General features: G+C 45.2%; 22 protein-coding genes. 5 read left to right on the top strand and 17 right to left on the bottom strand.

From position 1 onward, the window contains the following. Positions 1–30: 30 nt before the first annotated feature. Positions 31–609 carry a thermonuclease family protein gene (locus F8A88_RS15425; RefSeq protein WP_151152081.1) on the top strand — a complete coding sequence of 193 codons (579 nt, stop codon included), beginning with the start codon at positions 31–33 and terminating at the stop codon, positions 607–609. A gap of 603 nt (positions 610–1,212) precedes the next feature. Further along, positions 1,213–2,004 carry a hypothetical protein gene (locus tag F8A88_RS15420; RefSeq protein ID WP_151152080.1) on the top strand — a complete coding sequence of 264 codons (792 nt, stop codon included), beginning with the start codon at positions 1,213–1,215 and terminating at the stop codon, positions 2,002–2,004. Between the two features lie 51 nt (positions 2,005–2,055). Here the strand turns inward: F8A88_RS15420 and F8A88_RS15415 are convergent, their stop codons facing one another. Then, positions 2,056–2,808, bottom strand: a complete 753-nt coding sequence (locus tag F8A88_RS15415) for a SprT-like domain-containing protein (protein ID WP_151152079.1) — start codon at positions 2,806–2,808, stop codon at positions 2,056–2,058. A 1,288-nt stretch (positions 2,809–4,096) separates the two neighbouring features. Here F8A88_RS15415 and F8A88_RS15410 point away from each other — a divergent pair. After that, positions 4,097–4,447: a hypothetical protein gene (locus F8A88_RS15410; protein WP_151152078.1), complete on the top strand. Its 351-nt coding sequence runs from the start codon at positions 4,097–4,099 to the stop codon at positions 4,445–4,447. Next, positions 4,434–6,263 (top strand): relaxase/mobilization nuclease domain-containing protein, encoded by a 1,830-nt coding sequence (locus tag F8A88_RS15405; protein ID WP_151152077.1) that lies wholly within the window; start codon positions 4,434–4,436, stop codon positions 6,261–6,263. The genes F8A88_RS15410 and F8A88_RS15405 overlap by 14 nt, the downstream gene beginning before the upstream one ends. 120 nt (positions 6,264–6,383) lie before the next feature. Here the strand turns inward: F8A88_RS15405 and F8A88_RS15400 are convergent, their stop codons facing one another. The 16 genes from F8A88_RS15400 to F8A88_RS15330 all read right to left on the bottom strand — a co-directional run bounded on the left by F8A88_RS15400 (position 6,384) and on the right by F8A88_RS15330 (position 20,068). Beyond that, positions 6,384–6,686, bottom strand: a complete 303-nt coding sequence (locus F8A88_RS15400) for a hypothetical protein (RefSeq protein WP_151152076.1) — start codon at positions 6,684–6,686, stop codon at positions 6,384–6,386. After that, positions 6,679–7,365, bottom strand: a complete 687-nt coding sequence (locus F8A88_RS15395; protein ID WP_151152075.1) for a lytic transglycosylase domain-containing protein — start codon at positions 7,363–7,365, stop codon at positions 6,679–6,681. The genes F8A88_RS15400 and F8A88_RS15395 overlap by 8 nt, the downstream gene beginning before the upstream one ends. Continuing rightward, the gene (locus F8A88_RS15390) at positions 7,362–8,948 is read right to left on the bottom strand and encodes a type IV secretory system conjugative DNA transfer family protein (protein WP_151152074.1); all 1,587 of its coding nucleotides are present in this window, start codon (positions 8,946–8,948) and stop codon (positions 7,362–7,364) included. Before F8A88_RS15390 ends, F8A88_RS15395 begins: the two co-directional genes overlap by 4 nt. After that, positions 8,927–9,856 carry an ATPase, T2SS/T4P/T4SS family gene (locus F8A88_RS15385; RefSeq protein ID WP_151152073.1) on the bottom strand — a complete coding sequence of 310 codons (930 nt, stop codon included), beginning with the start codon at positions 9,854–9,856 and terminating at the stop codon, positions 8,927–8,929. The genes F8A88_RS15390 and F8A88_RS15385 overlap by 22 nt, the downstream gene beginning before the upstream one ends. Before the next feature lie 2 nt (positions 9,857–9,858). Continuing rightward, positions 9,859–11,865 (bottom strand): hypothetical protein, encoded by a 2,007-nt coding sequence (locus F8A88_RS15380; RefSeq protein WP_151152072.1) that lies wholly within the window; start codon positions 11,863–11,865, stop codon positions 9,859–9,861. Further along, positions 11,865–12,968 (bottom strand): TraB/TrbI/VirB10 family type IV secretion system protein, encoded by a 1,104-nt coding sequence (locus F8A88_RS15375; protein ID WP_151152071.1) that lies wholly within the window; start codon positions 12,966–12,968, stop codon positions 11,865–11,867. The genes F8A88_RS15380 and F8A88_RS15375 overlap by 1 nt, the downstream gene beginning before the upstream one ends. Next, positions 12,969–13,877, bottom strand: coding sequence for a TrbG/VirB9 family P-type conjugative transfer protein (locus tag F8A88_RS15370; RefSeq protein ID WP_151152070.1), 909 nt, complete (start codon positions 13,875–13,877; stop codon positions 12,969–12,971). Further along, on the bottom strand, positions 13,874–14,605 hold the full coding sequence (locus F8A88_RS15365; RefSeq protein WP_151152069.1) for a VirB8 family type IV secretion system protein: 732 nt from the start codon (positions 14,603–14,605) through the stop codon (positions 13,874–13,876). The genes F8A88_RS15370 and F8A88_RS15365 overlap by 4 nt, the downstream gene beginning before the upstream one ends. Then, the gene (locus F8A88_RS15810; protein ID WP_161598449.1) at positions 14,595–14,768 is read right to left on the bottom strand and encodes a hypothetical protein; all 174 of its coding nucleotides are present in this window, start codon (positions 14,766–14,768) and stop codon (positions 14,595–14,597) included. The genes F8A88_RS15365 and F8A88_RS15810 overlap by 11 nt, the downstream gene beginning before the upstream one ends. 14 nt (positions 14,769–14,782) lie before the next feature. After that, positions 14,783–15,820 (bottom strand): type IV secretion system protein, encoded by a 1,038-nt coding sequence (locus F8A88_RS15360; protein ID WP_151152068.1) that lies wholly within the window; start codon positions 15,818–15,820, stop codon positions 14,783–14,785. Beyond that, on the bottom strand, positions 15,813–16,034 hold the full coding sequence (locus tag F8A88_RS15355) for a hypothetical protein (RefSeq protein WP_151152067.1): 222 nt from the start codon (positions 16,032–16,034) through the stop codon (positions 15,813–15,815). Before F8A88_RS15355 ends, F8A88_RS15360 begins: the two co-directional genes overlap by 8 nt. A 1-nt stretch (position 16,035) precedes the next feature. Continuing rightward, positions 16,036–16,878 carry a type IV secretion system protein gene (locus tag F8A88_RS15350; RefSeq protein WP_161598448.1) on the bottom strand — a complete coding sequence of 281 codons (843 nt, stop codon included), beginning with the start codon at positions 16,876–16,878 and terminating at the stop codon, positions 16,036–16,038. Continuing rightward, positions 16,844–19,087 (bottom strand): VirB4 family type IV secretion/conjugal transfer ATPase, encoded by a 2,244-nt coding sequence (locus tag F8A88_RS15345; protein WP_161598447.1) that lies wholly within the window; start codon positions 19,085–19,087, stop codon positions 16,844–16,846. The genes F8A88_RS15350 and F8A88_RS15345 overlap by 35 nt, the downstream gene beginning before the upstream one ends. Positions 19,088–19,199: 112 nt before the next feature. Continuing rightward, the gene (locus F8A88_RS16125) at positions 19,200–19,484 is read right to left on the bottom strand and encodes a VirB3 family type IV secretion system protein (protein WP_151152064.1); all 285 of its coding nucleotides are present in this window, start codon (positions 19,482–19,484) and stop codon (positions 19,200–19,202) included. Continuing rightward, positions 19,484–19,774 carry a TrbC/VirB2 family protein gene (locus F8A88_RS15335; RefSeq protein WP_241667501.1) on the bottom strand — a complete coding sequence of 97 codons (291 nt, stop codon included), beginning with the start codon at positions 19,772–19,774 and terminating at the stop codon, positions 19,484–19,486. The genes F8A88_RS16125 and F8A88_RS15335 overlap by 1 nt, the downstream gene beginning before the upstream one ends. Before the next feature lie 18 nt (positions 19,775–19,792). Further along, positions 19,793–20,068 (bottom strand): ribbon-helix-helix domain-containing protein, encoded by a 276-nt coding sequence (locus F8A88_RS15330; RefSeq protein WP_151152063.1) that lies wholly within the window; start codon positions 20,066–20,068, stop codon positions 19,793–19,795. A gap of 323 nt (positions 20,069–20,391) precedes the next feature. Between F8A88_RS15330 and F8A88_RS15325 the strand changes: the two genes are divergently transcribed. Further along, the gene (locus F8A88_RS15325) at positions 20,392–20,769 is read left to right on the top strand and encodes a hypothetical protein (RefSeq protein WP_151152062.1); all 378 of its coding nucleotides are present in this window, start codon (positions 20,392–20,394) and stop codon (positions 20,767–20,769) included. Positions 20,770–21,294 lie beyond the last annotated feature (525 nt).

Here is a 21,294-nt window from a genome sequence, read left to right as displayed (position 1 = left end):
TTAGCGTAAAATTTTACGCAAACAATACCAATGAGATTAACCATCAACCACAATGGAGGAAACAAAAAAATGGAATCGTTTGAGCTTTTTAAAACGTTTATGTTGTCGTTGGGCATCATGTTTGGAACAGTCTCCGCGCCGCATGCTGCGGATGCTGCCGGGAAATTGCCAGACCAATGGCAAGGGAAGGTTTCCTACGTGCATGACGGCGACACAATCACCGTTAGCAAAGGCAAAGACGCGATCCGCGTCAGGCTGTACGGCATCGACTGCCCCGAATCTGGACAGCCTGGGGGCGCGGAAGCTGCTGATTTTACAAAAAAATGGATTGCGCAAAATGCCGCAACCGTCAATGTTTATCCCGTTGATCGGGACCAGTACGGCAGGATTGTTGCCCAGGTGCGCAATGGTTGTAATTGCCGGATTTTGAATCTCGATCTGGTCACGTATGGCCAAGCGTGGGTTTTCAGTGATTTTTGCAGCGACAAAGGGTTTTGCAACGTGGCAAAACAACGCGAAAAATCGGCTAGAAAACACCACTTGGGAGTATGGAAAAATGACCACCCCACGGCACCTTGGGAATGGCGACGAGAACACAAACACAAGTGAAACGAAGCCTCGGCAAGTGCCGGGGCTTTTTTGTGGGCCTCCGTTGAAACAACGGACCGCGCTGAGGACTCCTAGCGCCAGCCCAGGGCAAGCCCTGGCCGTGGCGGGAGCCTTGGAACACGGTTCCAACCCTTCGGGCTAGATTCGCTGGCCCTTTCGCGCTCTTTCAGAGCGCAACAATCCCCTTCGGATTGATCCCGCGCCGGGCTTCTCCCCGGCTGTAGCCCAAAGGCCGGTGGCCTTTGGAATCCTGATGCCGGTCAAGTCGCTGATCCTGTCCGCGTCCCTGTCACGCCCCTTGCTTTTCATCCCTCCGCTCACAGGAGCCGCCAGAACCCGCAATGTCGGAAATCGGTTCCTCCGCTGCCCTACGGTTGCGGCCCCTCCAATTTCCTTATTGCGGAACCTGTCTAGTGGCTCCTCCCGCTGCGGGCTGGCAAGTGTCGCGCCAGGGCCGCGCCCAGGGCGACAGCCGGTTATTTGCCCCGGTGGGGCAACATCCTCCCCGGCAGGGGGGCCGGGGAAGGCCGGGGGGCAACCGGCCCCCCTCGCCGGGAGGATGTTAGCGAAGCGCAGAAAACCAAAACACAGGAGAAAAAAAACATGGATACCAAGCAGATCAGAAAAGAATTGAAGTCGGCACTTGGATACAACGCCCGTCAAGTCAGCGTGAAACGGGATGGTTCGAGCATTACTTTCACCGTGCGTGATTCTTCGGTTCACATCGAGGCCGTTAAGCAGTTCGGTGAACAGTTTGAGGTAATTCGCCGCGACGAATACACGCAATGCATTTTGCGTGGAGGAAATACATTCGTAAACGTTCGTTTGTCGGAAGCCGTGAAAAATGAATTCAAAAAAAAGTGGCTGCCGGTGTTGGAAGAAGTGGCCCCCAAGATTGACGGCAGTTGTCTCGAAAAAATCCCTGGAACTGATTTTTTGATGGGCAAAGACTATCGGTATCACGATTGCTATGCCTTGTGGGGAAATGATCATATTGTTTCCGCTGTCAATTTGGATTATCTGGCCGTTGAGTTGGCGCAGCTGGTCACGCCCAACACTGCGGCGGCCCCGGCACCGGACGAAAAAAAGCATACCTTGGAAAAGGGGGATATTGTTTATAATTCGTGGGGGTATGAGCAAACAAACATCGATTTTTATCAGGTCGTCAAGGCCACCAGATGCTTTGTCACGTTGCGGCCCATTCAGGGAGAAAAAATTTCAGATGGTCCCTTGAGCATGACCGGCAAAGTTATTGCCAAAAAAGATTGTTTCACGGACTCGGAAACCACACGCCACAAGGCCGAATTGTGGAATGGTGAAAGCAGCGTAAAATTTCAATGCGGGGCGGGGCGCAAGTGGGATGGGACTCCGAAACGGTACAGCACATACGCATAATAGGGCAAACCAAATAGAATAAAGCCCCTTCCAAGTGGAAGGGGCTTAGTTTTATACAACTCGAAATTGTGCATTACAATCAAGGCAACCTATTTTTAAATTAGGTTTTCCCCAGACTTGAGCACCACATTTCGAACAACGATATTTGACCCGGTTTGATTTATTTACCGGCTCCGGTGGATTTTCTATATCAAGTCCGTCAAGATCATCGTTTAGATCGGGTCCGGTGGTCGGCTCGTCCTCTTCTCCTTCAAGCTCGTCTTCATCGTCCAGGGGATTAATCGGCCTTGTGGGCCGAGGAACATAAGGCGGAAATCGGTCCACCCAAGACAGCGTAAACTCTTTGCTCAAGAGTTCGTTGCATGCACTGTCAAACGGACCTCCTTCAATAACGTAATGTGACATACGATCTCCGCACCGCCTTCCCCCTTCCTCCCCGGTGTCGGAAGGCATCAGGCCGCGCTCCTGCATCATGTATCCCCATTCACGATTATGATACCGGCCACGTCCTGGATTTCCGAAATGTTGCTGATACAGATGCACCATTTCATGAACGAGGGTAGACAAACTGGCCTTGATCGTACGGATCGAAAAATAAGCCGGATTCATGGCGATTTCATCCGTTTTTTCTCCGCTTTTGCGCTTTGCAAATCTTGATGCGGAGAAATAGCCCAGAGTGTTTTTGTTGCGCTGCAACGTGATCAGACATGAGGGAAGACGGTTGTCAAAAAGCCGTGCGTTGAAGAAATCGTAAGCGTCTTGCAATTCGCTATATGTTTCCGAAGTGGGCGGCAATTCGGCCATGTCCTTGGCTCCTTATTTATGTATTGCACAATACATAAATTTGTATTGCACATTTCAAATAAATGTATTGTACAATACACAAAATATATGAATGGTGCAATAAGGATTTAAGACAGGGAAAAGCATTTTAGGGCTTTCGCGCCTTTTCTGTGCCCAAAGGCCGTTGACCTTTGGAATCCTAGCGGCCTCTACCTCTTCCGAGCCCGGTTCCCCACGCCGCAGAGGCGTGGGGAACCGGGATGGTAGGGAATTGATTGAAAAGATGTTCAGGACGATGCGGCGATCAGGTGCGCCTTATGCAGAGCCTTACGAAGTTCGGCAAACTTCGATGCGTCTGACGGGGTTGGGGTTTTTGTCTTCTTAATCCTGTTAATGAATCCTTTCCGCTCACTCTGAAAGTCTTCTGTATTCACTGCTTCCCTTTTCATGCGGGTGCCTCCTTAAAATTGACATTCTCCCCCCCAGCCGTAACCCCGGCTGGGGGGTGGGGCCTTCACTCTTGTTCAGGCCCCACCCCCTGGCCGAGGTTTTAAGGCACAGGCATCCGGTTTCGTCGTCGGCGGGATTTTGCGGGCGGCAAGTTCTAGTGCCAACGGAAGGCACGAACCGTTGGCACGAACTTGTTAGACCGGTGCAAAATCGTGAAGACGATCTAAACCGGCCATGCCGTAGCCTAGGTTTTTTTTTTAAGAGGAGTACACCTTCAATTTCTGGGAGTACGGTTTCAAAAAAGAGGAGTACACGCCCCGAAGGGGTGGAGTACGGTCCCAAAAAAGAGGAGTACACGCCCCGAAGGGGTGGGGTACAAAAAGATAGGAGCCTTGAGTTTGGCCCGACAAGTATCTAATTTAATTAGAGTTTATTCTCGGAGAAGGGGAGGGGCAAACCAAAGGAGGGCGAAACACAATTCATAAATGAAAAAATCCTCAATTAATTGAGGATGTTATTCCTATTCATTGTGTTTTTTCTTCGGAAGACAGAAAGAAATTTCGGCTATGAACCTTTTTTCATTTCATTTCAAAAGGTTACAGCACAGAGCTTTCTTTTCTTCCTCGTTAATGAATGTAACTCGTTGTAATCTCAATAAATTGAGATCACGCCGAGCGGAAATAATTCAATTAACAGGCTTTTAGCCTGTTTGCTTTTTTATTTCCTCTTGGCGGGATACGGACTTTGTATTACAAAGGTCCTGCAAGCTGCGCTTGTCCCGTTCGGCAGCCGCCGAATTAAGGGGGGTCCCCCCTCGATGCTGCCGCATCTTCACCCCTTACGAAGAACAAGAGTTGATATGGAAAAAACAAGAATAGTGACTTTCAGGATTACCCCAGAGGAAGACGAGTTGATTGATTCTTACCTCGCAGAGATGCAAATTCCGAAGCGTTCCCCTTTTTTGAGAGAGGCTGTCTTTGCTTATCTCAATTCTGACAAGCCTCAACTGAACAGGGAGTTATTCGAAGAATTGAAAGCGTGGCGTAAAGATTTACGAAATGTCGGAATTAATTTGAACCAAACTGCATACAAATTGAATGCGGATCATCCGTTAAGTTCGTCCCAAATTCAGGAAGTCTTGAACGATCTCCAAAAGCAGTTTGCAGTTTTGGCCAATTCATTCTGGAGGCTCGAAGATGAATTACGTTAGGGATAAAGATGAAGTCCCCCGCTCACGAAAATCGAAAAGTGGCAGTTTGCGGCCACAGCTGAGGGGCGGCAGTGGTGGGCATGCCCGATCGAAGAAAAATTCTCCCCAGGCGATTGTGGCCGTCAAAAGTTGGGCCCATAGCCCCGGATCGGTCAAACGTATGCTTCAATATATTGGAAGGGTAACTTCCTTGGAGGAAGAACCGGCCATAGAGGAAATGGAAGCCGAAGTTGCTGAGAAAGTAGAGCAGCGGGATTTTTTTGATGATGCAGAGGAACGTGAGGCCAAATTTTTACGAGAAATCGTTGAGACACAGAAAACCTATTTTGAAAATATCGAAAAGCTAGCTGCCGAGCGACGGGACTTTTTAGAATCGATTGGAAAGTCTGATTTTACAATCCGTAAAGAAATCTACTCAGATTTTGAATTAAAGCGGAGGCGGAACCTGAGTTTTGCCAAGGCTCACATAAAGAATATGGGTGACGAGTATGGCATAGATGTATCCGTTCAAAAACAAATGTCGGATGCTTTTTCCGAACATGACAGGCGAACAGATATAATATCTAAAAAAACCGTTCGTCTTTCCAAACAGTTCGGGAATTTTCCAAAAATACCTGACGACAAACGCAAGGCTTTAATTCTCGGATATCAAAAGAATGCGGATAGACTTAAATCTGAAATTTTTGAGGGTGCAGAAAATCTGAAATCTTGCCGTTTGAAAACCGTAGCAAAACGACATGAACATAAGCAGCAAGCCAAGCACATCAAAGCCAAACAAGGAGAACGCTATTTTCTGGAAGATAGTACCGGGGCAATCTACGAGGGGGCTTATGAAATAGAAAAATTGGCTGAAAAATGGTCCGTTGTCATGGAGCGGAAACAGAAGGGGAAACGTGCGCCACGTCATGCAGCTCATATTGCACTTTCGGCTAAAGCCGAGAATCAAGAAACGAATGTTGATAAAGTGCTAAGAGCAGCCAGACGAGTAGCAATCGAGCATTTTGGAGATAAAGGTTTTGATTATGCCATAGGAATACATCAAGACGGTAAATATCCTCATGCTCACTTGGTTGTTTTGGCAAAAAACCGTGATAACGGTCGAAAGCTCGCTCTTGATCCAAAGGATTTACATAAGGTCCGTCAAACTTTTGCCAAGGAGTTGACTAAACGCGGTCTGGAACACGCGGCCACCAGAGCGCCACGCAAGGGGAAGGAGAAATACAGACCGTCCAACCGGCAGACTAAGCAGGATGTATATGCGGAAACCAGAGCGCTTATAGCCAATGTAGAGCAAGAGCATAGACAATTTCAGCGGAAGTTAAATCGTAAGCGTAAAGAGCCTCACTTTGACGCATTGCGCGTAAGGGATGCGTGGGGCAAGTCTATAGACACTCAAATTAAGAAGTTGGACTCTGATACGGTTTTGCCCCCCCAGAGGCGTGAGAAGGCGAAAAAACTACTTTCAGAGATATCACAAACTTTGCAAAAGGGGGCTAAAATGGATCTTGAAACGAAAGCGACTGTAAATGATTTGAATGAAAAAATGGATAATTGGACAAAGCGTGTCGAAAAGACAAAAGAAGGGCAGACACGGCAAGATTTTCAACCTCATGAAAAAGATGATCGAGAGAAAAGACGTAGCGTACTCGATAAGGAAGGTCTGAAAATCATGAAGCGTGTCGATGTTTTTCTTAAAAAGCAGTTGCCAAATTTGCCGCTTAAAACAGAAGAAAAGAAGACCATTTTGCGTACTATGCGCCAAAAGCATACCGGCATGAAAAAAATCCGAGAGCGTTTGCGAGGTCGGACCCGGTGATTTAGAAAATTCGTGTTACGCTCAAAAAAGAGCCACTTAGCTAAGTGGCTCTTTTTATTGATTCTGAATTTTCACCTGGCCAGCTGGCCAGGACGTGCCGGCCTTTGTATTCGTGTTACTCTATTCGATGATTTCAGCATCCAGCCATTCACCGATTATGTGTTTTTTACTCTGTTTGGTGACCAAACGAAAATGCACGGCCTGTTCATCTCGCATGTCTGGCGCTGCCGGGTGGGGCCTAAACCCTTTGGATGCTTTTGCCAGCAGTCGAAACTTTTGGCCTTTCAAATCCGGAGGATTTTGTGCAGTGAAGCAACAATATAGGCCAAGATTTCCGATTTGGCGTTTACAATCAAGGATGCCTTCCCAAAGGCCATTAGGTATGTTGGAGAGTTGATAGTTTCGCAAAACTTCATCAATCATTGATAAGCCTCCATGTTCCTGGGCGGCGGTACTGTGCCGTGTTAATGGTTTTTCTCATTGGTAGGGCTTTTGCCAAAGTGGTTTTTTTTGAAATCTTCAAAAGGTCAGGAATTGGCGTGGCTGTTTGGATGTATCCACGATTACGCATATAGAGAAAAATTTTGCGGGCGTAGGCTCTGCCCCGTTCAACTCGTTGTTGTGCTTTCGCCAGTTGTTTTGTCGTATATTCATGTCTTTTTCTGTATGAATCATAAACTGACAAACAATCGTCTAAATTGATGCTGCGACCTGTATTGTATGCGGCTACGGCATGCCATGTGTTGCCATATCTCGCAATATACTGTGACACGATCCACGCACCGACTTCTGTCGCTGTTTTAGGACAATGGAGCATGGCTGCCCAAAGTCGAGAATCTATCTCGTCTACTTTTTTTTTCCACCATAGATCATTTATCTGCATGTGGGTGTAATCCGTAGACATCAATTTATTTTTTTCTTTTGAAATATTTTGATTGATCGCCTGTTGATTATGGTTAGATTCGATTGCTGAAATAGCTTCAAGAAGCCCTGGATTTACGCCGTATTTTTGACCAGATTCCCAAAAACCGAACGTATCAGCCGCAACTAAATTTCCAGGGAAAAAAAGCAAAGCCAACACAATGAAAAATCTGGCAATCATTCGGTGGCCTCCTGTGGCCTCCACTCAACGGCTTTTCGTAAATTTTGATCTTTGAACCAAAGTGCTGATTTTGCTTTGATAGGCCGTTTGAAGTTGTTTTGAGCCAGAATAAGCACTTCGCGTTTGCTCATGGACATAATATCATTTGCCCGAATCAAAGGTATGCCTGTCTCCCCTTCGGTTTTATTGCGCACTTCAAGTAATTTCCCGCTAACGCTTCGGGTTCTAACTGTTTTATGTCCAATCGTTTTTGATATTTTTTCAGCGGAAGACTCTTCCGTCTGCGTGAAATAGACGTGATAACTCGTCGTTCCAAAAAATATTTTTGCTCCGTCCTCACCGTAGACATCGTTTAACTGTGCAACGGTCTGAACGACAAAAACAACCCCTAAACGATATCCTGCGCCGAGCGCAGGAATTTCTTTTACTTTATCGATTTTACCAAGTCGTTTAAATTCGTCTAAGTAAATCATGACCGTTAATTCATCGTCGTCAGGCTGCTTACGAAAATATACATTTGCAGCGTATTCCAAAAAAACAGTCAGCAATTTTTTAAGCCGTGGGGAATCTTCATCGCTGACGACTAGGTAAACAGATATTCTTTTCTTGCGAAGATCAGAGAGGCTAAAATCGGAATCACTGGTGTTTTCCGCGACACGAGGATCAAGAAAAATATCCATTTGCGTGTTAAACGTGGAAAATACATCTTTGTATTCCCTGTCTCCCATATCAATGATCATATTTCCTTCAAGTCGAATCCTTTCGGGAAGATTGTCGTCCAGTAGGGCGGCCTCCACAGCCCCTTGAGAATCGCCTGTAAGAACATTTTTGAGGATTTCCGCACATGAGGTTTCCCCATTCATGTTTATGAGGTAGAGCGCCCAAAAACGAAAAATACGGCGGGCCGCTTCCATCCAATGTGTACTTTTTTCGGGCAACGGAAACAGCGTTTCACATATACGGCTTATATGTACTTCAATGTCTGTCCACGATGTCGGCAATTCTTTGCTTGAGAGCGGATTCCATTTCATAGACCCGTTTTCTGCCGGGGCAAATCGGATCACCTCGGAAAATTGAGAACGCCAAAAATGGGTAAGGTCATAAATTTCCCCTTTGATATCGAGAGCAATAAAACTAGAAGTTGTTGTTAAAATGCTAGGAATAATGATTCCGGCTGTTTTGCCAGTTCTGGGCGGTGCAACAACTGTCACGGAGCGAGTATCTCGAGCTTCCAGAGAGCGAAGCCATTTACCGGATTTTAGTCCAAGAATAACGCCGGAATCATTTCGAAGCCCCATTTTTTTGATATCTTTTTCTTTTGCATATCTAGCTGTTCCATGAATTTTGTCGAAACCTCGAAACGGATTGAATAACGCGGCTATGCCTCCGGTGAAAGCAATTCCGATCCACCATATCAACAAACTTTTTGGAAATGTTAGTTTGTAAAATTTGATTGCATCGAGTGGGGTTTTAGGATGCAGTGGCGCTCCTGTAATCAAATGCACAGACAACATAATACCAAAATAACAGGCAGCACCAATAATTATATCTACAACGAATGCTAGTTGAGGATTTCTTTGCATCCCTCGCCTTCCATGTTGTAAATTTTAGCTTCAAACGTACCATTTTTTTTCTTGTTGGTAGTGATCAAAACATCAATCGCTTCCCGCGCCAATCTTTTACAATCCTCATATGAATGATCTTTATTTGCTCCACATATGGCCAGCCGTTTAATTGCGTTTTCAGGCGTTGCATATGTGGCGTGAATTGTGGACATCCCGCCATGGCCAGATGTAACCATGTTAAGAAAAGCAAATCCGTTTCGACTATCGATTTCGCCCAGGAGTGTAATATCTGGGCGCATGCGGTTGCTCATGTCAATCGCTTGTTCATACGAAATTTTTGCGTGATCTGAACCGGTTTTACTCAGCAGCAAACTCACCGTATTGTAATGCGGTAAATCAATTTCAGAGGTATCTTGAATTGTGATGATTCGCCAATCGGCAGGAATTTCCCTCGACAGACTATTCATGAGTGTTGTTTTACCTGAACCTGTATTACCTAAAATCAAAATTGTTTTTTTTCTCCGCATTGCTTCGGCCAAAAAAGTGCATTGTCGATCGGAGAAGTAAGAGGTCAGCGGAAAATGCTTTGCTTTAGCAATGCGAATCGTAACGGAGAAACCAGATTCACAAATAGCAGAACCTACGCACTGTATTCGGTATCCCCCGTACTCTTCTGGAAGTGTTGTAGCTAAAGAGGGATATTCATCGTTGAATTGTTGGCCCTTGGCTGTTGCCAGCTGTCGGGCCATTTTCTCCAACTCCGAAAATTTAATTTTTTTGTCCTTGATCGTGATGGACGCAGGATCACCGTTTAGAGTTTGAAGTACAACTTCCCCTTCACGCTGAATGCATACGTCCATTACGTTGTCTTTCTTGAGATATTTTTCAAGGATAGACAAAGAACTTCGGAGTGATGCGCTTATCATTTCTAATTTCCACCATACGGGACAAAGTAATGCGTTCCATCCGGGCGCATGTAGTCCATCACTTTATATTTCACGACAATGATCCCATCTAGTCCATTTGTAGCCTGAGGGCCTCCACCTCCACCAGCGCCATAGCCACAACCGCTGGCAAGATGTTTGTTGCTTTCAGCTTCAATACGCGGTTTGCCTGGATCATTTTCAAATTCAAAACCATTTTGTCCGACTCCTTGAGGCGATCCTCCTTTGTATTGACCGTCATAAATAGGGGTCGCTAAAATTTTATTTTCGGAAGAGTTAAACCATGACGAGTCCGCTCTTCTGTCCAAAACATGAATTACAGCGCTGCCTAGCATCATAGATACAGTACGATTTTTGGTGGTTGTACCCAAGCCGACTTGTAATGGAATTATTGTTCCTCCTGCGGTTATGACAGGATAGTCTTTAATTATTTGGCCAGCGAATCCCCCGGTGTCAGCAATAATTTTTGGCCATTTATCCTCGGAGGTTCTGGGAATGTATGTGACATCTCCAATATGACCACCAGCAACAACATCAACATACAGCTGAGTAACTCCATCAGGAACGGTATACGTTTGATCGACGGGGGTGCCGTCATCATCCATTACAGGTTTATCGTCATCGTCATATACTGCGTTGAAAATAGTCTTGCGTTCTTCCAGACCTATGTACGCATACGGAACCGGAGCCGTTCGTGCCGCGCACTCCTGCAATTCAACCATACCTTCGGGGGTGTCGATATACGTGTTGCTCATTTGCTGCGCTTGCAATTTATCATCATCCATGACCCAACCGCATTCCGATGTGTCGTGTTTGTGAGGCCAGCTTTCCGTGGTGGATTTGACGGATCGGGCTACATATGTCTTCCCTTTGGTCGGGTGCTCATAGTATTTGTCCAGGAGCGGATAGGATATGTTGTTTGTATAGTCGTCTTCTCTCAAAATCTGATCTTCGTCTCCTCGGGCATATTCGGTCAGCACAGGATACGATACGTTTGATTGCGGCTGACAATCCGTTGCGTAGATTTTGGTCCCGCCGATGTAAGCCCCCTGGCGGCACTGCGGAAAAACAACTGCGTTAGGTTCGTCGTAATAATCTTCACAATCATCACAAAATTTTTCGATAGGGTATTTATTTTCTCCTTCCCTGCATTCACCTACGTTGATTTCATCACCGCTTGACGGGTCAACATAGTACCACTGAACCATTTCAATGGTGGCATTTTCGTCGTACAACCATTGATAACCACAATCTCCTTGCTTGATTTTAATCGGCGCCAAAACTCCAAAAGTCTCGCATTGAGATTGAGAATAGATTGTTCCAGACGTTTCGCCGGTGACAATGGTTTTGCGCTGTTTTTCAACTTGCATTGCCCCCTCATTTATGAAGGGGTCGCAATCTTCATAACTCGTAATTTGAACGTCCGTAGAATACGTTGGAATTTCTGTAGTTGAACCTGTGGAATTATTGCCGTAGCTGCCGGTGGAAGGGGTCAAACCGGTTACAGCTGTCGTGGATTCTCGCGTGGTTTCGGATATTTCTTCTTCTTTTTCTTCAACTGCTTGTTTGAGTTTGGACAAATTTTTCGCCAACTGATCCAAGTTACCAACAGCTGTATATTTTTCACCTACATTGATAGGCTCGTCCGTGTAGATTTTGGTACGCAGTGGAGTGGAAAGAGCTTTACGCACATTTGTGCCGGACATATCTTTTACGTGTGTCCAGCGAACGCTGACTTCGTGAGTTCCATCCGCAAGTTCTTCTGGATTCATGGACACGCTGCCGTATAACTCCATTGTATCCAATCCAAATTCGACAGCCTGATTTTTCAAATCAACAAATCGTGCGGCTGTGTCTTTGTCTTTGCCAGCTTCGAAAGGTTTGGTAATTTCAACTTCAATTTGTTGCTGTTCCTTTTCAAAATCATCAGCGATCGCCGGAAGAACCAGTAACAGGGAGATAAGCAGGGGGATTGTAAATTTTTTAAACATTAGGAATCCTCCATAACGGCTTTAGCTCGAACCGTTCGTTTAAAAGGTTCAGGAAACCAGATATCTTTCATGATTGAAATTTGAATCCGTGATCCTCTGGAAATGGTCACAGATGGATTGATTTTCATATGTTCATCTAAAATTTTTGCGCCCATATTCGAAACAGATGTACCGTAAGTTTCAATCGCAGCCGCACTCGTCTGGTCTTTAACTGGGAACGTATGTGCCGCAATCATTTGCAATGTGGACATAAGCAGCGGTAAACCGTATTTTTCAAGGTAATGGTTATCTACATCACCAGTTATCCCAGAGCGTCCCATTGCATCAGCTAATTCCGCGTTTGCGGTATGAATATTGATTCCGTCCGGTGTGATCATCCGTACCCAGATTATTTTGACTCGGCTCTCGCCTACTTTGGTAAGAGGTTCATAATATCCTACGGCAGAAGTTCCCGCAGGGATCAGAATATTACGTCCGTGAGTGCTGTAAATATCTCTTTCAACACGTGCGATAACCTTTCCGGCCAAATCACTCTTAATTTCATTGACTAAAAGAGCCGGAATAAACATGTCAGCAGTCAATACACGTTCCAAGTTGACTGGATAGGATGTAATGGTTTTCCCTTCGTCGGGAAAATCTCTTTGAGTCATGACGTAATCTGTTTTTTCTTCTGTGCCGTAAAGATCGTGACTTGCACGAACAGAAACTTTGCCTTGCCGCGCTGCATTAATTGCAGCGCGTTTTTGAGCTATAGAACGATCAGGTTTAACCAACGCAAAAAGATCGTCCGCACTTGGCGGCGGAATTTCTTTTTTGGGTGGCAAAATTGGAGCAGGGGTTTTGATTTCAGGAATCGGAGGTAGCTTAATTTCCTTTGGTTTTTCTTCCGGCAGAAAGCTGCCGTTGAAAATAGGATCAATGGTTCCATCTTGAATAAAGGCGGCATCTTCAATCTGTTGAGAAGGTTTGTAATATTCTCGATAAGCCCAAGCGCCGCCTAAAGAGCCGCCCAAAATAACGGTTGCTATGATTGCCCAGATTTTAAACTCTCGTCCAAATGACGCAGGACGCAACTTAGGAATTTCGGTAGGTGCATTAGTCATTTATTTGCCTTGTCGCGCACAAATATATTTATCGCCAGCCCAAAGGGTCCAAGAATTGCTGGTGGTTTTTACAACTACAAACTCCCCTTTTCGCTGTTGGTTGATTGGTACATCTACTCCGTCCCGAACGGCATAAATTATGGGCAACGTTTTAACGGTGTCCATGTTGCCGTTTGCCCCAAAACGGAAGTATGTCCATTTCCCATCATCAAAAATTTGCCTCGGCGCGAACCCATGGCCATGTGCATCTATTTGATAATCAAAATTCCACTCCGAAGGAGGGACCGGGGAAGTCTCAACTAAATAATCAGGGGCCTTCTCGTCCTGGTCTTTGGGACGAAAGTCTAAATCCGAATCCGATTGGGAATTGTTGGCCAAGAGCCGTGAACGAAAAAATTTTATCCGATTATCTTTCAAATAAACAATCAGATCAGGCAAATAGGGCGAAGTGGGATCATCTATGCGCAGATAGAAGGAATAAATATTCCCTGATTCACCCATGACAGTTAGATTTGTATCAGCCCCTGCCCGTTTGCCAAAAATCTCTAATTTGTTGGCGGGGGTCTTTGGGCGAAACCTAAGAGCCTTGACCGAAAAATTCATTTCATCCCCAAGAACAAGGGCTTCCACATTCTCGTTTTGCGGCAAAATGATCGTTGTGGTCATATATTGACGAAGGCGAATTTTGTACGTGTTTTTGTAGTAATGCGAATATTCCTTAATGTTTGCCGTAGAATTAGAATCATCAAACGCTTTTTGAACGGCTTGTAAGTTGATATTTTCCATCATTGGTCGATTTGTAATCGCGCTTTCTCCACTCTCGGCCTGTCCGAATGCGTCCCTTTTTTTGGCCCATGCCGGACATGCTGCAACGGCAATTAGGCACAAAATTACGATGAACTTTTTCATTTTGTTCTCCGATCCATTTGATAGGCTGTCACGAAAATTCCGATAGGATTCAAATACTTTTTGGATTCAGGGACTTCTTGCGGTTTGAATGTGTATTTTAAAATTGATTGAGCCCCGACAGTTTTTGTGATGTTTGTGTCATCCTTGGCTTCGGTCATTTCAAATTCAATTTCGACAACACCGGTGGATTCGTTCATTTGTAAGATTGAAGCATTGACGATTTTGATTGATCGTTTTTGCCCTTTAGCTTTGTATTCAATGAAATTGGGCAAAATACGTTTTTCATGAGCTACGTACAATTTTTTAGAAGACAGAGCTTTGATCCGTCTAAAGCGCAACTCTTCCGATACCCCGTCTATAGTTTCCAGGTCTTCCACGTAGTCTTGAAGAATTGCCAGGATTAAATTCTTATTTGCAGAAATGGTCCTGCCCGCCTTTTCGATTCTTACGAAACGTCTATCTCCATTCTTTATAGTCTCCACAAAAACAAACTCTTTGTCGTGAGTGGCCCAGGCGGTGATGAGCGCCGCCGCAAGGGCGGCGATCACCACCAGGGTGAACAACAATAAGACGCGCAACGTATCATTGTTGTTCGACAGGATAGCCAAAGGCGTGGGGTACGCCGAATCCTGTTCGATTTCGTTCTGACGTTTGCGGCTGGCAAGAACAAGAAACAGCACCAGCACCAATAAGAAAGTCAGAACCCAAGGAATAATCTTAAGAATCATGTTCTTCTATTCCGAGTTTGATTTTTTCACCGTGAGAAAAGCAACCGGCGCAGGGGCTTGGATTCAGTTTGGATGGGTTGTCACGTACTCCTTTCGGGCCACCACAAGCAGACAGTCCAAAAATTGCTATCAAAGCTATCATAAAGAATTTAAAGCGAATCATTTTAGCTCCTTTTTTTATTTTCGTGCACCACGCATATTTTCCAACGCATCTGTTGCATTTCCCCATGCCTTGTTATGCGCCCACTCCCCGGCTTTACCCAAAATGCCCAAAGATTTTTGCGTTCCTTTGTGTCCCATCGTCAAAAGACCTCCTCCCACAGCGCCCGATGTGGCCGAGAGAGCTCCAGCTATCCCCGTTGTTGATCCCGCCATTGAGCCGGTCATATGTGCGGCAAAATCTGGGCTTTTTAAAATTGTTGCCAACGAAAAGCCACACCAGATTAAAATTTTGAGATAGGCCAAGTTGAAAATAGATTCACCAGAAGTGGCCTGTTTTTGGAATTGTGCAATCGCGTCTACAAGATTTGACGCGGTGATTCCCATAATGATTGAAGCGGTTATTACTAGAAGTGCATAATTTAACAGTCCACGAAACCAAGTTTTCAGTATGCTTCTGGTTTGTGGAAAAGCGGCAAGAAAAAAGACGGGACCACCATAGACAAAAAAGACATACATGGAAAAGATAGCTATGGAAAAGATAACAAAAAAAGCTGTATACATGCCTATAAAAAGGGCAAACAGAGGGATAGCGGCAATCGCGTAAGTAAAGTATTTCCCCGCATTTGTGATGAAAGTTTCATCTGGCGCAATTTTTTGGATTGCTTGAAAAAAGTTCATTGCTGTATCATCAAGTTTGTTAAAAACTTCATGTACATTTGTATATTCTTTTGCTTCACCAGCGGAGATAAAGAAAGAGGACAGGTTCATCGTGGTTTTGATTGTAACATCAACGATATTTTCATAGAAAAAACTAAATTCGAGAAATGCACTGTATAAGAACAGAAAATAGAGGTATGTTGCTGTTAAGCTTTTCATTGCTTCCCATCCTTTAGTAGAAAGAGAATATGCAATGTAAAGAGTGTATATAAGCATCCCTATCCGTAAAGGGGTGCAAAAATAATCCATCAAAGTGGAGTATATGGAATTTAAGTAAATATTGTTTAAGCCGATAAGCTGTGTGAAGATGCTTCCGGCTATTCCTGCTTCACTCATTTTCTTTTTCTTCCTTACTCTCTTGTTGTGTCTTTGATTTATATGTTGCGTCTAAAATTGCATCAATGTCCATTACGTCTGTAACGCCATGTTTTTTTATGAAATCAGTTTCATGTTGTATGATTTCCTGCTTTAGTGCCGTGGAGTTTGAATCTTTTTCAGCATAAGCGAGAACAGGAAGAAAAAGAGCCAAAAGAAAAATCGTATATTTCATTTTATTTCCCTGTATAAGTTGCGTCTAAAACTGCTTCAATGTCTGTAAGATCGTCCACACCTAAATTTTTGACAAAATTTATTTCTTTTTGAACTACGTCCTGTTTTTTTGTAATGAGTTCTCTTGCTGCTTTTCTTGTCTTCATGCTTTCTTCCGTAACTCCTTGATAATTTAAGGTGGCCATCATTTGATGGTACTCCATTGAAAGTGCCAGTTGTTCATTCAAAACTGTGAGCATTTCAATCAAAATTCTATTCGTAAGGTCTGACGAATCTTTAGTGTTCGCCGTGTTGTCTATTTGATTGGCCAGTTCCACAATTTTTTGCATCCGTTCCGGCATTGATTGTAAAATGTCCTGGCCTCGTTTGATGGTTTGCCGGATTGTTTTTTGACGTATTTCGTATTGACGATCTAAAAGTTTGTGCCATTCATCAGGAGGAGTTGTACGAGGGTCTTTAAATGATACATCCAAAACGTCTAAAACGTCTTCAATTTCAACATCTCCATCACTGTAATCGTCATATAAATCTTCTATTTCAGAGTAGCGCCCCAAAATTGTGCTTTTCGTATCTCCCAAAAACCCACGAACTTCATTTACTTGATCAACAAATCCTTGGGCACGGTTGTACGTGCCTGTTATGGCTTCATACGATTTAGTCAGCCACTCATTCGCCTTGTAAGCCTCTTGAAGTTGTTTAATGATGTTCGCTTTGGATTCGGCTTCAACTCCGATTAATTTTGACGCAAGAGTATGTGTAACTGCATCAGAAACGGCCATTCCCCCAGGGGATGAAGTCGGCCAAAGCGCACTAAGCAAACAAATAATGACGAAGCCAGTTTTCATTATGCACATTCCTAAGTTGGCGTACTGTCCGAACTGTTTCCCTTGCCGAATCAAAGCAGCGGAGATATGGGCCGAGTCCTGACAAGTCCACATCTAAAAAAACGGATTCCCCGTTATGACGTTTTACCAAAACTTTGCGGCCTAGCGGGTCTTCGCCTTTGATCCAATCAAATTCCGTTTCGTTCAGTCCTATGCGTTTGTAGTCTTCCCATTCCGCGTGAGGTTCAGGGAACAGAATATATGTGGCTATGTTTGACAAAAATTTGTTTGCAGATTTGTGCCGTAAAACGGTGTCCGCGCTTTGACACATTGCAATTAAAATCCCGTGTGTTTTGCGAATTTCTTGGAGAAACCTTTCGATTTCTGCGGCAAATGTGGAGTTTTCAAGATAATTCGGGAGCTCGTCTATAATGATTCCGTAGGGAGATTTCCCGTCCGCTTTGGTCATGATTTCATGCACAAAATTATACACATACGGACCCAAAACATCGGGGCTGTCCAAAAGCCCTGTCATGTCAAAGGTCAAATGTTTTTGCAGCGCATTGATGCTATTTTTGGAGCCAGAAAAATATGCAGCTTTGTCACCTTGGGATGTCCACCTTTTCATTTTTCTGGCAGCGTCTTGATCGAAGCCTTTCAGGGCCGTATAAAATTCGTCTAGGGTTCGATCTTTGCGGTCAATGGTAAGCATTTCTTGGATGGTTTGACCTATGCCTACCTTCATTTCATCGGTGATATCTCCACCGATGAGCATGGAAGCCATATTTTCCACGAAATCACGGTTACTCTGATTCAGTCGTAAAGGCTGCATAAAGGGGGCGCAGTGAATGGATTGAATGTCTTCTGAGGTTAAATATTGACCATCCAAGCAGTGAGTCCAAACTTCCATGCCGTTAAGTCTGTCAAATGCGTATGTGCGCCAGTTTGGAAAACGACGAAGCATTGTGCCCAGGAATTGAACTAAGGTTGTTTTACCTGATCCTGTCCCGCCGATGCACAACGTATTTCCGTTGGTCAGGTAGTCGGGGTTTTCCTGAAATATGAATGAAAATTCGGTGCCGCTGATAGTTCGCATATGAGCCACAGGCGAAGGACCGAAAGAACAAGAATTATGGCCTTCTCCAACGCTAGCAAAACTGATGAAATGGGCTGCGTTTTCGCTGGTCAAGCCAGGGGTCATTACAGGATTTTGATTTTCCATTCCCGGAAATTTCATGCCCCAAAATTGGCCTTCGATGTTGGTTATATCCCGGGCCATGGAGTAGCCGTAATTTTCTAGAGCGGTCAGAATATTTCGTATGGCTCGATTTAAGTCGTCCTGGGACGATCCAAAAACTTCTAAGCTCAAACGATGGGTGAATTGTTGAACCTGATCCGATGTTAGCCGTTGAGCTAGGCTTTCCAATTCCAGCTGGTATTCATCTGCATCTTTCCGAAAACTTACATTATGCCGTTTGGCAGAATCTACTTTGTTTTTTGCTACATACTTTTCCATGCGGGACAATGTTTGCAGCAAAGAAAATGTTTCTGGGACTTGGAATAATGCATTTAGAACATCTTCATTAGAGAGTTTGGCCGGAATCATGACCCTAAACCATGCGGAATACAGGTCTCCATGGTTTGTTTTGTAAATTTGGTAATCTGCATTCCGACCAAACAAGAGTGCTGATCGTCCTAAAATTCCGGTCAAGTCTCCATTCGGGGGGGCCATTTGATAAACAGGATAGCCCGACAAAAGCCAACTCCAATAGCTAGTTAGTTCATCACCTAATAAGAGCTTGGCTCCGTATTCCGGCCCCAGGGCTGTAAGTGTTTTTTCAACGAAGTGAAAAAGGTCTTCTTCGCTTTGAACTGTAGATTTTTTGTTAAACGTTTTTTTCCCTTTCTCCAGCAACTCGTCCATGAACGTGGCTTTGTTGCTGTTTGTCAGCAACAAGTAGTGCTTCGTTCGGTAAGTCTCTTTGAAGTTCTGATAATGTCGTCTTGCAATTTCCGTTGCAACAGGATGGGAAAAGGATTCTTCCGGCAGGGAAATTTCCTGCTTTATGTGGTGGCTGTGAGAAAAGGCAAGAAGTCCCGTGGGGATGTTGTCCCAAAAACTTTTGCGGCCTTGGAATAATCCAAGCATATGCTCTTGAGACAGGCCGGAATAATCCTTTCCGTAAAATTCGATTACGTAGGCATGTTTGCCTTCGTTGGTGATGGTCAAACCAGGACGTTTCCCGAGTTTATACAAGGAACAGCGACCCTCCACCCGAGATACATCCCGAGGGTTTTCCCAAGCGGCAGACGGCCATAAGGCAGATCGTATTTCTCGGAAGCTAGGGATAATACGCATTCCCGTCCCATATCTTTTTGTGTTGGTTCGTTTGAGGTTGATTCAGACGTTTGTTAAGCCAGATGTCGAAAAAATACGGGTCCTGGGCAGTTTTGATTTTGCCGATCAGGAAGAACGTAAGGAGAGGTATCCACTTGTAAAGAAGTGGTAAAATCATAAGAAAAGGCGCACTTATTACCATAGAAATTAATACGTAGCTTTGTGGAAGCCGAAAAGACATTCTCGGCTTCCACAAAACTGAATATATGATCGAATCTTTCGAGATCATTATTCAAACATCCAGACCACAATTTCATTCGCACCTGATGCGATCAGACAAGAAATGAATATTCGCGCAAACATTTCTACGCGCACTTTCCCCGCCATGAATCCTATCGCCGCTCCAATTAAGACCAGCGTTGCCAAAATGGGGATTGCATGTGTTAGCAGCTGGTCGATGAAGTCGCTGCCTTTATCTTCGAAGTGGTCAAACGGGTTGTCTGCGCCTACGGCTACACTGGCCAAAGAAATTGCGCAGAGAATTATTGTGATCATAAGGCTAATATTTTTGGACTTCATGCGTACCCCTTTATGAAGTTAGTTGCAGTCAGGGATGCAGTATGAGCGCTCTTTGACAAGGCAAAGAGCGTTGCGGAATATCTCTCGCTTGCTGCACTCTTTTTTGTTGGTCAATTCTGCTAGAATTGTTGCGCTTTCATCGGAAAGCGCGATCCGAACCGGTTTAGGCTTTGAGGCAGGCGCAGGGAGTTTTGGCGTTTCTCCGATCGCCAACCAGTGAAGTCCTTTTTGCACGTTTTCGCGGAGTTGTTTGGCGTGCAACTCAGGCGGCAAATGGACGACGACGCTTGTCAATTTATCCTCCTCCTAATGGTTTGAATTTAATTTTGAAATGCTTTAATCCCATATGCTATACGCCATTCCCCTCTTCATTTTTTGGCGTATTGCTGTTACATTGCGTTGTGCATCAATCACAATTTGTGATTCATCACAAGTTGTGATTCCATACCAGTCGCGCTTTATATTTGCAACCTTAAATTACGTGAATAACACCTATGAGCTTAAGCGAAGCCTTCAGAGAAGGGCTGAAATATATCATAAATCTTGAGAGTGATCGGGGCTTTGCGGCCCGATTGTATAAAAGTGCCGGTATCTCCCAATCTCATTGGAGCATGCTCATGTCTGGGCAGCGCCGGTTTACGGAAAAAAATCGTTCTGTGTTGGCTCGACGTCTGTTGATGGAACCCGACGAGCTTATTCGCCTGGGGGAAGATCAGATTGCAGGGGTTGAAAACTCGATCGCTAGAGCTTTAGTGAGCGGTAAAAGAATGTTGCTCCCCGATGTTGACAGTCCGTCTGATTTGCAAGTTTTGAAAATTAACCCGGACACGTTGGAAAATATCGAAATCGGACGGGCGTGGACGATGGGCGAAAAAGCCTTTCTCATAGAATTTTTTGAATCCGTTGAATCGCTTGGAAGATATGTAGTTCGGCCCATTGAGTCCTTGAATTTAGGGGCCTCCGTTGAAGCAACGGACCGCGCTGAGGACTCCTAGCGCCAGCCCAGGGCAAACCCTGGCCGTGGCGGGAGCCTTGGAACACGGTTCCAACCCTTCGGGCTAGACTCGCTGGCCCTTTCGCGCTCTTTCAGAGCGCAACAATCCCCTTCGGATTGATCCCGCGCCGGGCTTCTCCCCGGCTGTAGCCCAAAGGCCGGTGGCCTTTGGAATCCTGATGCCGGTCAAGTCGCTGATCCTGTCCGCGTCCCTGTCACGCCCCTTGCTTTTCATCCCTCCGCTCACAGGAGCCGCCAGAACCCGCAATGTCGGAAATCGGTTCCTCCGCTGCCCTACGGTTGCGGCCCCTCCAATTTCCTTATTGCGGAACCTGTCTAGTGGCTCCTCCCGCTGCTGGCTGGCAAGTGTCGCGCCAGGGCCGCGCCCAGGGCGACAGCCGGTTATTTGCCCCGGTGGGGCAACATCCTCCCCGGCAGGGGGGCCGGGGAAGGCCGGGGGGCAACCGGCCCCCCTCGCCGGGAGGATGTTAGCGAAGCGCAGAAAACCAAAACACAGGAGAAAAAA

It is taken from the genome of Pseudodesulfovibrio senegalensis, from assembly GCF_008830225.1.
In the GTDB taxonomy this organism is placed as follows: Bacteria; Desulfobacterota; Desulfovibrionia; order Desulfovibrionales; family Desulfovibrionaceae; genus Pseudodesulfovibrio; species Pseudodesulfovibrio senegalensis.
Note: the sequence above shows the minus strand (reverse complement) of the source record. Positions and strands in the feature narration are given on the sequence as shown.

What these genes read in the sequence shown, in the direction of transcription:
- F8A88_RS15425 (WP_151152081.1), top strand. Translation starts at nt 31, where the DNA reads ATGAGATTAACCATCAACCACAATGGAGGAAACAAAAAAATGGAATCG.
- F8A88_RS15420 (WP_151152080.1), top strand. Translation starts at nt 1,213, where the DNA reads ATGGATACCAAGCAGATCAGAAAAGAATTGAAGTCGGCACTTGGATAC.
- F8A88_RS15415 (WP_151152079.1), bottom strand. Translation starts at nt 2,808, where the DNA reads ATGGCCGAATTGCCGCCCACTTCGGAAACATATAGCGAATTGCAAGAC.
- F8A88_RS15410 (WP_151152078.1), top strand. Translation starts at nt 4,097, where the DNA reads ATGGAAAAAACAAGAATAGTGACTTTCAGGATTACCCCAGAGGAAGAC.
- F8A88_RS15405 (WP_151152077.1), top strand. Translation starts at nt 4,434, where the DNA reads ATGAATTACGTTAGGGATAAAGATGAAGTCCCCCGCTCACGAAAATCG.
- F8A88_RS15400 (WP_151152076.1), bottom strand. Translation starts at nt 6,686, where the DNA reads ATGATTGATGAAGTTTTGCGAAACTATCAACTCTCCAACATACCTAAT.
- F8A88_RS15395 (WP_151152075.1), bottom strand. Translation starts at nt 7,365, where the DNA reads ATGATTGCCAGATTTTTCATTGTGTTGGCTTTGCTTTTTTTCCCTGGA.
- F8A88_RS15390 (WP_151152074.1), bottom strand. Translation starts at nt 8,948, where the DNA reads ATGCAAAGAAATCCTCAACTAGCATTCGTTGTAGATATAATTATTGGT.
- F8A88_RS15385 (WP_151152073.1), bottom strand. Translation starts at nt 9,856, where the DNA reads ATGATAAGCGCATCACTCCGAAGTTCTTTGTCTATCCTTGAAAAATAT.
- F8A88_RS15380 (WP_151152072.1), bottom strand. Translation starts at nt 11,865, where the DNA reads ATGTTTAAAAAATTTACAATCCCCCTGCTTATCTCCCTGTTACTGGTT.
- F8A88_RS15375 (WP_151152071.1), bottom strand. Translation starts at nt 12,968, where the DNA reads ATGACTAATGCACCTACCGAAATTCCTAAGTTGCGTCCTGCGTCATTT.
- F8A88_RS15370 (WP_151152070.1), bottom strand. Translation starts at nt 13,877, where the DNA reads ATGAAAAAGTTCATCGTAATTTTGTGCCTAATTGCCGTTGCAGCATGT.
- F8A88_RS15365 (WP_151152069.1), bottom strand. Translation starts at nt 14,605, where the DNA reads ATGATTCTTAAGATTATTCCTTGGGTTCTGACTTTCTTATTGGTGCTG.
- F8A88_RS15810 (WP_161598449.1), bottom strand. Translation starts at nt 14,768, where the DNA reads ATGATTCGCTTTAAATTCTTTATGATAGCTTTGATAGCAATTTTTGGA.
- F8A88_RS15360 (WP_151152068.1), bottom strand. Translation starts at nt 15,820, where the DNA reads ATGAGTGAAGCAGGAATAGCCGGAAGCATCTTCACACAGCTTATCGGC.
- F8A88_RS15355 (WP_151152067.1), bottom strand. Translation starts at nt 16,034, where the DNA reads ATGAAATATACGATTTTTCTTTTGGCTCTTTTTCTTCCTGTTCTCGCT.
- F8A88_RS15350 (WP_161598448.1), bottom strand. Translation starts at nt 16,878, where the DNA reads ATGAAAACTGGCTTCGTCATTATTTGTTTGCTTAGTGCGCTTTGGCCG.
- F8A88_RS16125 (WP_151152064.1), bottom strand. Translation starts at nt 19,484, where the DNA reads ATGATCTCGAAAGATTCGATCATATATTCAGTTTTGTGGAAGCCGAGA.
- F8A88_RS15335 (WP_241667501.1), bottom strand. Translation starts at nt 19,774, where the DNA reads ATGAAGTCCAAAAATATTAGCCTTATGATCACAATAATTCTCTGCGCA.
- F8A88_RS15325 (WP_151152062.1), top strand. Translation starts at nt 20,392, where the DNA reads ATGTCTGGGCAGCGCCGGTTTACGGAAAAAAATCGTTCTGTGTTGGCT.